Raw genomic sequence first — 10,999 nt, 5'->3', positions numbered from 1 at the left:
AAAGCGTGGGGCCATGCCGCAAAACCCCGCTAGCGTCCGACCTGCAACCTAGGTTTGCATTTTTTAGGTTCACACCTAGCGCGGTGGAGTCCGCACCACCGCAGATCGACCAATTGGCCTACCTGACTCTGCGCGCCGATGACCATTGCTCAAACTCAAATGAAACCGGCCAATTGGCCGGTTTCTTTGGCGACGAATTAATTGTCGCCGTGACGACAATTAATCGTGTGCTTGCGGCTCCTTCGATGCCCTCTGCACGAACGTGTCCGACACCTGTACGCGATGGAGAACGACCATTCTTTATCGGCGAAAACACTTGGATTCCTCCGCGTGGGAAGCGTTCATGCCGTCACCCAACGACGGCCACGGAGGCCTGCCATGCACCACAAGACGCAGCAATTGAAGGACTACCTCAACGGCATGAAGCGCAACAATCGCCTCGCACTCGAGAAGCTCGATACCATCGGAAACTGGCCAGAACTGATTCGGCGCGAGATTGAGCGCCGCGCCATCCACGCCATCGAGATCCTGCCCGATGATCTGATCATGGCCATCGCCAAGGGCGAGGTGAACATCCAGCGCGCCATCCGCGAAGTTCTGGCTGACTAAGGAGAAGATCGTGACAGAGCTCGCCGAGAACTAGCTTGCCTTAATCTTTCTTGCGGTCGAGGCCGATGGACGCGCGGCCCTTACCCTGACAATCTGCCAGGGAACGCGCGGACTGGGGTCATGCGCGGCCTGTTGCGCGACGAACTAGTGGCGCCGCACGATGTGGGCTACCGACTGACAGAGACAAATAGGAATGAGTCGGATGGATTGCTAAACGATCCGTGCGGAAGCGAGGCTGCCTCTCCAATGGCGGCAGTACGGCGCCGACCGCCAGACCAGTATATGCGGGAATGCTCGGCAAAAGCCCGCTCTTAGTAGGCCGAGCCACCAAGCGGCTTCGGCTTGGCCAGTTCGTTCGTGATAGCCATGTCTATATAACGAGAGATACGACTTAAGAACGCTCACTCTGACCTTATGATCGCGTAGCCCGCCGACGAGGTGACCAAGGAAAAACTAATGACTCAGCCGATGGATCAAAAATCCGACATTGCGCCTGGGGAATTGAGCATTAGCTTTGCTGAGGCTCTGCGTGTCTGGGCCAAGATCGGACTCCTCGGTTTTGGCGGCCCCGCAGGACAAATCGCCCTGATGCACCGCGAACTGGTGGAGCAGCGCCGCTGGATCAGCGAATCGCGGTTTCTGCACGCACTCAACTATTGCATGTTGCTACCCGGCCCCGAAGCCCAGCAGCTTGCGGTGTACGTCGGTTGGCTATTGCACCGCACTTGGGGTGGAATCGTTGCCGGCATCTTGTTTGTTCTGCCCGGTGCCGTCGTGCTCGGAGTGCTTAGCTGGCTCTATGTCAGTTTTGGCTCCCTGCCGGTAATTTCAGCGCTGTTCTTCGGCTTAAAAGCAGCGATTCTAGCTGTGGTGGTTGAGGCCGTGCTGCGAATCGGCAAGCGCGCATTGAAGACACGCTTTCTCATCGTTGTCGCCGCGTTCGCGTTCGTCATCATTTACGCGCTGCATGTTCCATTCCCCTGGATCGTTGTAGGTGCTGCCCTCACCGGATTGTTGGTCGGAAAATGGTTTCCGGAATGGCTTCCCGCCGCGCAGACCACCACAGAAGAAAGCGATATGCGGTATGTCGTGGATCGCCAGTTGGCCAACAGGGATGCAACGCATATCCAGCCATCGTTGAGGCGAAGCGTGTTGGCTACGCTGATATGCGTCATGGCCTGGTTCACACCCATAACACTGGCGATATGGTGGCTTGGAACCGAGCATGTTGTGGCGAAAGAAGGCATGTTCTTCAGCCAGACCGCCGTGGTGACGTTTGGTGGTGCCTACGCTGTACTGGCGTACGTGGCACAACGCGCGGTTGGAGATTTCGGGTGGCTACGGCCCGGCGAGATGATCGATGGCCTGGCACTCGCCGAGACTACGCCCGGCCCTTTGATCATGGTCTTGCAGTTTGTCGGCTTCGTTGCTGCGTATCGCCATCCTGGGACACTAGACCCGCTAGTAGCCGCGCTGCTGGGCGCCGCAATGACTACATGGGTAACGTTCGTACCCAGCTTCCTCTTCATTTTTGTCGGCGCCCCCTATATCGAAGCGCTCCGCCGAAATCGAAGCTTACACGCGGCGCTCTCAGCGGTCACCGCAGCGGTGGTTGGTGTAGTGCTCAATCTCGCGGTCTGGTTCACCCTACACACGGCGTTCAAGGATTTGGTGCAGCATCCATTCGGACCATTCTTGTTGGAACTGCCCGTATGGGGCTCAATCGAACCCGGCGCGGCGATACTTGCCGCAGCAACCATGGTCGCGATGCTACGGTTTAAGTTGGGTTTGGGCTGGACTTTACTCGGCAGTTCACTCGTGGGCGCTGCCTATTGGTGGGTCCGAAACGGCCTGTAGCCCAAGCTGCAACAATGTCTGCGCAAACGAGATGGACATAGTTGGGTTCTGCTACTTTCGATCAATCTATTCCTGATCCACATCGAGCCTTCTGTGCTCTGGAGATCTGCGTGATCGACGACGTTCCCAGAGCATCCCAGCACATGTTTAGCCACGAAGCAGCTTCGAACAATAATTGCAACCCAGCGCTCTGACGGAGTGCTGAGCTTCCGCAGGGCCGAGCGATCCGGCCTGCGTCATCAAGCGCGAAAGGTCAGCCACCACCTTCGTGACCCTCAAGCGACGGCACCGATTGACTGCCTTGTTGCATGAGCCAAACGGAGCATCGAGGATTTATTCCATAGAGAATGAAAGTCCATCCAGCGACAAGAATCCAACCACCCCACTAGATGGCAGCGTGACCTGCACATCACCATTGACTTTAACGTCTACCCTGGTGGCGCTGAGTGTGTCGCAAACAACCGAAAAAAGGTGCTGGGTCGTGGGCCGAAATCCAATCGGCAATACGAATGCCACCGTGCCGCCACCACCACCCTTGATCAGTCCGCGCAGCTCCACCCGATCGCCATTCCGACGAAAGCCAGCAAGGGTGTATCCGCTGCCATAGTTGCTCCAAGGCGCATTGAAGGCGGGCGCCTGCCAGATACCTCTATGCAGTCCGGCCACCGCAGCAGCAGTGGCTCGTCGCGTCTGTCCGGCTTGCACGACAGGTACGATTTCATCACCGGTCAACGCAGTGGCCGCCGGCAGCTGCGTGATCTTTAGATTCGCCATGTCATTCGATCACCATATAGTCATTGTCCTCAGTCACCAGCCCATCGCTGGTCTCCGTCTGCAGCAGTCCGTTCTTAAAATCGAAGGTGTGGCTAGCTTTCTGCCAGCTCGTCAGACCATCGCGGGTCGATTCCAACTCGCAGCGCACTCGATGCACGCCCTTGAGTGGCGAGGTGTAGTTCGTGCCCGCGATGGCGGCCGGGCTGTCCAGCGCCGTGCCGGCAATCGCATCAAGCAGCCGCAGCACATACGCTGTGCCTGGCTCGGGACCGATCGATCCCTCGCCGTGGTCGACCAGCTGGTCGGCTTGCAGCTTGCGATCACGATGCGCCCAGGCGACGACTAGGTCGCCTTCGACCGCTGCCGGGTAGCGCCGGCCGCCCAGCTTCAGGTCGCCCGGCGCATAGGGTCGCGCTTGTCGCTGGGCCAGCTTGATTGAATCGATCGGCGCCAGCGAAGGATCAAGCTGCGCGCTGGAGGTGCGGGTCAGCAGCTTGGCCTGAACCGTCTCGCCCAGGCTGTAGTCGCTCGGGTCGGCCGCGGCGTAATCGTCGTAGAACCAGATGCGCGCTCCCGCCGCGTGCGGCGCCGGCACGGTATCCACGCAGCCACGCGCCAGCGTGACGGTCTGCGCCTGGGCATCTATCGCAACGACGCGCACAACCTCCTCCTCGATCAGCGCCGCCGTACCCGCTGCCACTTGGTCCAGCCGCTGGCCGGCCGTCATCTGCACCGCTAGGGTCGTTGCAGACATTACATCGACAATCGTCGCGGTCGGACACCAATCCCCAATCGCCACCTCGCCGTACTCGCCGTTGCCGATGCGCGTGGTCAGGACATAGTTCAAAGCCAGGCCGGCCGGCTGATCCACCACACTGGCCACTGCGCCCGCGTCTGCCGGCAACGCCGTCAGCGTGGCGGCATTCAACGTAGTAGCTAGGTCGCGGTAACTGGCCTCGATCAAGCGCCGGTTAGGCGACGGCTGCGGATTGCGATCCGGTGGCGTCCAAACCGGGTGTTGCGGCTCCAAGTACACCGTCGCCGGCAGACCGAACACATCCTGCACGGCAGCGACCGTGATCGTGCCATCGGCCAGCCTGCCGTCATCAAAGCTGCCGGTACGCAGAACGAGCCTCTCGATCCCGCGCAGCGTATCGCGGATGCAGAACACGCTGCCCGGCGCCAAGGTGCCACCGCGGCGATCAAAGCGCAGCTTCAGCTTCTTCAAACCGGAGCAAGCGATGGTCAGGTCTCGCATGCCGACCCGTGCCGCCAGATCGGCGGTGGGCAGCCCCTTGTAGTCGACGGTGCTGGACGCGACGCCGCCGGTCGCTTGAATGCCGGCAAGATCCTGCACCCGGATCTGCCGCTCTTCGTCGGTGGTCGGGTCGTACCAAGTCACGATGACCTGATTGACCGCGCCGTCGGGCGCAGCGACCTCATCTTCTTCGATGCTCAACAGGCCGCTGTCGTAGTCGAATAGCGGCAGGTCTTCGATTCGGTAGTCGTCGCGGATCAGCTTGAGCGTTACCCGGCCGGTAGATCGGTCGACGTACTGCGATCCGCCGATATGGTCGATAACCACCTGCATGAAGTCGGCGATCGAGGACTGGCGATTCCAGCGCAGGCACAGACCGAAACCTTCGGCATGCAGCGCATCCGCAGCGCGGCGGTAGCTGGCGTCATCCAACAGCCCGCGGTTCAGGCCACGCCCCCAATCACGGTTGGTCAGGCACTCGACCAGTATGTGGGCCGGGTTCATCGCACGCACTGCGCCGTTCGCCAGCCACACGACCGCCTTCTCGGGATACCAGACCGCACCGTCCCAACCCGCCAGCGCGCGCCGCACGCGTTCCTTCCACGGCTTGGGGTACGGGTTGTTCGCCGCGATCTGGCCGTCGAAGTACTGCGTGGTCACGCCCCGGAACGCCGGACCGATCGCGCCGTGTAGCGCCGCCAGTGCAGGCAGCACCGCCTGGGAGAGCTCACCCATCAGTACGTCAAGCGTGCCCTTGATTCCGCCCTCGCCTTTGTCGCCGCCAAACAGGTCCGGCTTGTTGATGAAGATGCGCCCGGACTTGGTGATCGAGCCTTTCCAGACTTCGCGATCACCGACGCGAATTTCTACAATCTCGTCCAACGGGCCGCGCGACAGTCCCATGTGCAGGCCGAACAGGTAGCGGTGTCCGACCGTCTGCTTCTTACGGCTGCCCACCCGCCGCCTCCGCTCGCGCGAACGCGACCACGCGCGCGCCCAAGGCGTCGCCGGTGGCTTCCAGAACCTCAGCTTCGATGCCGTCGCGGACGAACGCGCCCCAGTCCAGGCCGTAGTAAGCGAACCACCGTCGGCCACCCTGCGCGCAGAAGCCTTCGCGCACCCCGAAGCCCGGCGTTCGGCGCACGTGATCCAAGGTCACGATCACTTCTTGCCGCCCTTTTGCTTGATGGGCACGGTGCGGTACTGGCCGACGCCCAGCACCATCCAGTCGCCCGTCCACACGTCGCCGAACACCACCGCTTGCGGGGTGCCCTCGGTGCTTTGCGGGAACTGGAAGTCGCCGAACGCGGCCGGCTTGGGCTGGGGCGGTTTCGGCCGTGCGGCCACCGACAAGAAGTAGCTCACGACCATCATCGCGAGCTGGACCCAAAGGTTCATGAGGGAATCCGAATCAGAAGATGGGGGTGCCGTCGAACGGCGATTTGCCGGGCAGCCCGGGAACGCCGCCGTAGTTCGGGGCGTTCTTGAATTTGGTGTTGCAGATCGCGATCGTTCGCCCGCAGCCGGGATAAGCGACCACTGCCTGGCCGACACGCAGGCCATCGCCCGCGCCGAGCAAGGTCAGCCGTTCGCCCTGGTGCGTGCGGATACCGCGCCGCTCCATACCGGCTTCGCCCAAGTCCCAAGCGATGAACCCGCCGGCAAACCAGCCGTCCGGGTATTGGCCGAACTCGCCCACGGTGACCACGCTGCCGGCGACGGTCGTCAGCAGCACCGGCACGCGATGCGCTTCGGGGTTCACCTGACAATTGCGGTCGTACAGCGTGTGCGGACACCCGCGCGTCCAGGCCAGGCGCAGCCCGGGCTGGGACATGGCAGCATCGAGCGTCTGGCATCGGATCTCGGCGCGCTCGGGCGCGGCGCGGTTGATGCCGGCGATGCGCCCCATCCACGACACCCGGGCATCGTCGTCGCCGTCATGCAGATCGCGGATGACCACGCCGATCTCGCTGGACGGCGGCAGGCCGCGGTACAGCCGTACCAAATCCAGATCGCCAGGGACGTCGATAGTGAGCATGTCGCTGGCGACGTGACCGGATTGGCGGATGCCGTCGTCGGAGGCCGCGATCGCGCGGTAGACCTGCGTGTCCAGTACCCGGTCGCGGTCGCCGCCGGTGTATCGGTAGCGCTGCGTGCCGCGCACGAACTCGTACAGCCGCTGCGGATTGCCCGCCGCGGTCGAACGTTCCAGTTGATCGAAACTCATACCGGTATCGGAACTTCGTTGTCGGGGTCGCGCACGGCGCGCAGGACGATGGACGCGTCGGCGCTGCCCTCGCTGTCGGTGTGGTGTTCGATTTCGGCTTCGTCGCTGTCGCCGCGGCTCAAGGCCATGAAGCAGATGCGCCGCACATCGCGGGGCCGCACATCGACGCCGAGGGGGGCATCCAGCGTCAGGCGCTCGATGTCGTCGTCCAGGGCCACGGCTGCGGTGATCCGGCGGTGCAAAGCGACACCGCCTCGCAGTTCGATGCGCAGGTCGCGCCTACCGGCCCGCAGCCCGGCGAACCGCGCCAAGCCGACGTGGGCCACGTCCAGGGCCGTCGCGGTGCCGGCGACGGTCGCCTGCAAAGTCAGGTCGTCGGCGTGCGTAGGCCGCCACACGGCGCGCTGTCGGCCCCGCAGGGTGTACAGCCACGACCGCATGGCCGCGCGTTCGGCCCGGCCGTGCATGCGCCAGCGGTGCGTTTGGACGGTGGCGGCCCAATCGGCTGGATCGAGCAGAGACGGCCGGCCGAAATCGTTGTCCAAGGTCAACAGCGCGCGCTGCCAGCCGTCGCTGAGGGTTTCCGATTCATCCGGTCGCTGCGCGAGTACCGGAGAGCCGCGGTACGTCGGTGCGTCGGTGATCGCCGGCCAGTCGCAGGCTTCGACCACGTCGAAACGCACGCTGACCGAGGCCGCCCGGTCGCTCAGTCGGGTAATCTTCGGTGGCTCGGTGAGCCGTGCCGTCCGCACCGGGTAGAGCCGGCTGCCTCGCGGCCAGGCGCGCGTGGTCGGGTGACGCAGCGTGATCGTGGCGGCGCCGATCATCTCAACCTCGGCCACCTCTACATCGAAGGCGGTTCGACCACGCAGCTGCACCAGACCACCCACGCGGAAGTCGCGCAGCGCCGGATTGCATGCGATCACCCGCACGCCGAGCGCATGGTCCTGAGCCAGCCATTGCCCATCAGGCCAGATGGGCAGTGCCCAGGTCCGTCCACCCCAGCCAAACACGGCCAAGTCCAGCAGCACCCGCTCGCGGCCGTCGACGATCATCGTGGCGTCGAACGAGCGACGTGGCGCCGACCGCAGGCCGCGCCGTTGCTCGGAGGCGAGCGGGCTGGTCAGGATGTCGGTTTTCCAGGCCAGTCGTTCCAGCACGCCGCGGGACCAATCCGGCACGAACGCCCAGGCCACGATGCGCTGGCCGGTGATCACCACCGGGATCTGCCCGAAACCGTCGAACTGGAAGGCCAGCGTCGCGGCAATGACCGGCGGTCCATCCGTGCCGACCGCGACCTGCCAGGTGCGCTCGGACATCGGCGCGAACGGCAGCGGCGGTACGCCCGGCGCCGTCAGCACGATACCCTCGCCGCCGGTCAGGGCGGCGGCCGTCAAGGTTAGCGCGCGGGCGCGGTAGGCATTCCAGACCCGGATCGCCCGCTGCTGGACACTGCTGACGTTGCCGAGGTTCAGCACCCGCGGCTCGACGTGGATGCGATCGAAGAAATCGTCGCCGGACATGGCCTGCGGCGCACCGACCCGCCGATCCGCCACGTGGCTGGGCACCTCGTACGATCGTGTGCCTGCGTCGGGCAGAGTGCCCAAAGCGGCCGACGCCCGGCCGTCCCAAACCGGCGGCGATTTGAAGTAGTCGCCCTGACTGCTAAAGGTCAGCGGCCAGAGGGCGGGCCAGAGCATGGTGGTATGGATTTACTCGGTGATGCGGTAGGCGTAGCCGTGGACACCGCTGTTGGGCGTGCCGGGCGAACCGTTCTTGCGATGGACCGGGAACACCTTCCAGCGATCGCCGCCGAGCGGCAGCTCCTCAGCGGGGGCGTAGCTGTCCAGTCGGATGTAGCGAAGGTCGGCGGGATGGCCGATGTTCGAGAACAGCCCGGCGCCGCGTGGGATGGCGCACCATAGCGGCTGTCCCGGCGCGCGCCCGGTGAGCATGCTGTGCCCCACGTCCTTCAACAGATTGATCGGGGCCGCCTTGCCACGCCAGCCCACCAACAGCCGCCGTGGGTCACTGCCTTCGCCGCTGGCCGCATGCCAACGCGGTGCGATACCTTCGTAGTCGGCACGAATGCGCGTGCTCGGCGCGGTGTAGTTGTAGTAGCTGTCATCGAATGCGACGCTGTGGTACGGCGAGTCAGCGCTGTTGATCTGATTGTTGGCGTAGTACCACTGGTTGCCATAAACGTACTGGCCTGTGGTGACCACACCGGCCGTCACCAGACGACCGGTGCCGAAGTGCTTGAACGTGCCGGCCTGCGTTTCCAGCACGATGTGCAAGTAGGGGTGCGGCGATGTGCGCCCGAAGAAATACACGGCGCTGTACGGACCTTGCACATAATTGGCCCAGCACACCGCGCTCGCGTCGGCCTGCACATCCGGGCTGGCGTTCGCCGCATAACCGGTATGACCGAACGCGCCCAGGAACGGCGGCGGACTGTTCCCGTCCCCACCGACCAACTGAGATACAACGGTGGCATAGAGATCGCCGACATGCAGGCTCAGCGCTTTGCCGGCATTGGAGGCACGGTCGCGGAAGCCATCGATCGTCCAGCCAGCGCCTTGCGCGAACAGACGCAGCTTATCGAGCAGTTCATTCGGATCGTTGGCTGCGGAGGTGGCGTAGGCCATTAGTCCATCCTCACGGCGAAGAAGTTGTCCGCCGAAATGCGGAAGGTGTTCTGGAAGGCCAACCAGGTCGCTCCGTCCTTCTCGATCCGCGATTCCGATGCGGTCGAAAATCCCGTCGTCCAGGCACAGCCGTCGAACTCGCCCCAGGGATGACGGGGAGCTGTGTTGCCCAGAATCAGCGGAAACAGTGGCGAGGATTCATCGAGGTTGTCGCGCAGGTACGATCGATCACCGCCAGTGGACATCGCGCTGGGATAGACCTTCCCGCCGGTGTCGCTGTCGCCGTAGTCATTGCTTCCGGAGGCGTAGCGGTTGCTGTGCGCCCGCCAGACATTGTCGGGGTAGTTGGCGACCAATCCATACCGCCCGGGATCGAAGAATCCGCGAAAGTTCGCATCGGTCATGTCCGGCGTGCCGGCTTCGCTCGATCCGCAGGCGCCAATTACCAGCGGGTATTCGTGGATCGACGGCGGCTCGTAAGCGGTCGCATAACCCAAGTAGGCGCTGACATACACCGTGCCGATGCGTGCCACGACCACCATCCGCTGTCCGTTGATCGCCAGCCAGTAGGCAAATGCGCCGTTGCGCAGCGGCAGGTTGCGCAGACCGCTGTTGTTGACCTGCGAGCGCAGACCCAGCAAGGGGTTGTGGCTACGAAAGCCGTACCAATTGAGGTTGAACGCCGCGCGCGCGGCGTCTTCGTACAACTCCGCACCGATGAAGATCGACTTCGTGCCGTCCAGGCCCGGCGCCCTGACGATCCACTGCGCGCGATCTTCCAGCTCGTAGTCCGCGTTAAGATCGGTATGGAACGACAGATCATTGACTTCCAGCGGGCCGGCGCCGGCCGTCGCCGTGATGACCACGCGCCAGTGCCGTGCGGCCGGCGAGGCGGCAGTGACCACGAAGGTGCGCCGCGCACGCGCAGTGGGCCACGTCTGGCCCGACCACGCCTGCACGCTCGTCCACGCAGCACCGTTGTCGGATCGCTGCAATTCAAAGGCAGCCGGGCCGCGCGCGTCGGTGTCGCCGATGCCGAGCGTCACGGCGCGCACCGACACCGGCCCGATCATCTCGGCAGCTGCCAGCGCGGGAAGATCCGCGACCGCGCGAGTGGCCCAGGTATCGGGGCTGTTGTCGAACAGCGCCGCCAAGTTGGCAAAGTTGCCGGTACGGAACGCACCACTACGCACACCGTGTCGCCGCACCATCGTCCACGGCGGGGTGGTGTTCAACGTAAACCGATCACCGGCTACGAACGCGATACTACCGGCGTTGATCCGGAACCGCAGACGATCATGCTCAAATGGCTGGCCGACAGCAGCGATGCCGATATCACCCGCCGTTGCGCCGGAAACTTGGAAGCGAGCGGCGTCTAACGCGGTAATCGTGAACGCTTCGGCGGTGGACACCGAGCCGCCGCGGTAACCACCGATCGCGCCGTCCGTCCCGGTTAACGTCCCGTTGCCGGCACCCGCATACAGCAATCCCCATGCATGTCCCTCACTGCACAGGGCGTTCTCCATCTGGTTCAGGAAGTCGTAGTAATCGGCGGCAACGCCGGTTCGGATAGTCATAGGCAAAAAAAACGCGCCCGGCGGGGGAGCCGGGCGCGTTGAGGCGGTT

Annotated in this window: 10 protein-coding genes; 2 read left to right on the top strand and 8 right to left on the bottom strand. The window is 63.7% G+C overall.

Annotated features, from left to right (window positions below; genetic code table 11):
- Positions 1-378 precede the first annotated feature (378 nt).
- Together V7787_RS08280 and chrA are read left to right on the top strand one after the other, a co-directional pair.
- A complete protein-coding gene (locus V7787_RS08280; RefSeq protein WP_336087110.1) occupies positions 379-609 on the top strand; it encodes a hypothetical protein in 231 nt (76 codons plus the stop codon).
- A 456-nt stretch (positions 610-1,065) separates the two neighbouring features.
- The gene (chrA, locus tag V7787_RS08275; protein WP_336087108.1) at positions 1,066-2,466 is read left to right on the top strand and encodes a chromate efflux transporter; all 1,401 of its coding nucleotides are present in this window, start codon (positions 1,066-1,068) and stop codon (positions 2,464-2,466) included.
- Positions 2,467-2,799: 333 nt separating this feature from the next.
- On the opposite strand, the gene V7787_RS08270 is transcribed toward chrA, so the two are convergent.
- From V7787_RS08270 to V7787_RS08235, 8 genes are read right to left on the bottom strand one after another with little or no spacing between them, the layout of a single operon-like run.
- The gene (locus V7787_RS08270) at positions 2,800-3,240 is read right to left on the bottom strand and encodes a hypothetical protein (protein ID WP_336087106.1); all 441 of its coding nucleotides are present in this window, start codon (positions 3,238-3,240) and stop codon (positions 2,800-2,802) included.
- A 1-nt stretch (position 3,241) separates the two neighbouring features.
- Entirely contained in the window at positions 3,242-5,455 is a 2,214-nt protein-coding gene (locus V7787_RS08265; RefSeq protein WP_336087103.1) for a phage tail protein, read from the bottom strand.
- Positions 5,442-5,657 carry a hypothetical protein gene (locus V7787_RS08260; protein ID WP_336087101.1) on the bottom strand — a complete coding sequence of 72 codons (216 nt, stop codon included), beginning with the start codon at positions 5,655-5,657 and terminating at the stop codon, positions 5,442-5,444. Before V7787_RS08260 ends, V7787_RS08265 begins: the two co-directional genes overlap by 14 nt.
- A 2-nt stretch (positions 5,658-5,659) precedes the next feature.
- Complete coding sequence (locus tag V7787_RS08255; RefSeq protein ID WP_336087099.1) at positions 5,660-5,896, bottom strand: hypothetical protein; 237 nt, start codon at positions 5,894-5,896, stop codon at positions 5,660-5,662.
- 13 nt (positions 5,897-5,909) lie between these two features.
- Positions 5,910-6,725: a phage BR0599 family protein gene (locus V7787_RS08250; protein ID WP_336087097.1), complete on the bottom strand. Its 816-nt coding sequence runs from the start codon at positions 6,723-6,725 to the stop codon at positions 5,910-5,912.
- Positions 6,722-8,425 (bottom strand): hypothetical protein, encoded by a 1,704-nt coding sequence (locus V7787_RS08245; RefSeq protein ID WP_336087095.1) that lies wholly within the window; start codon positions 8,423-8,425, stop codon positions 6,722-6,724. The genes V7787_RS08250 and V7787_RS08245 overlap by 4 nt, the downstream gene beginning before the upstream one ends.
- Positions 8,426-8,437: 12 nt before the next feature.
- Complete coding sequence (locus V7787_RS08240; RefSeq protein WP_336087093.1) at positions 8,438-9,373, bottom strand: hypothetical protein; 936 nt, start codon at positions 9,371-9,373, stop codon at positions 8,438-8,440.
- Positions 9,373-10,950, bottom strand: a complete 1,578-nt coding sequence (locus V7787_RS08235) for a hypothetical protein (RefSeq protein ID WP_336087091.1) — start codon at positions 10,948-10,950, stop codon at positions 9,373-9,375. Before V7787_RS08235 ends, V7787_RS08240 begins: the two co-directional genes overlap by 1 nt.
- Positions 10,951-10,999: the final 49 nt, after the last annotated feature.

It is taken from the genome of Pseudomonas sp. CGJS7 (assembly GCF_036961695.1).
This window is presented reverse-complemented; position numbering and strand designations above follow the sequence as displayed.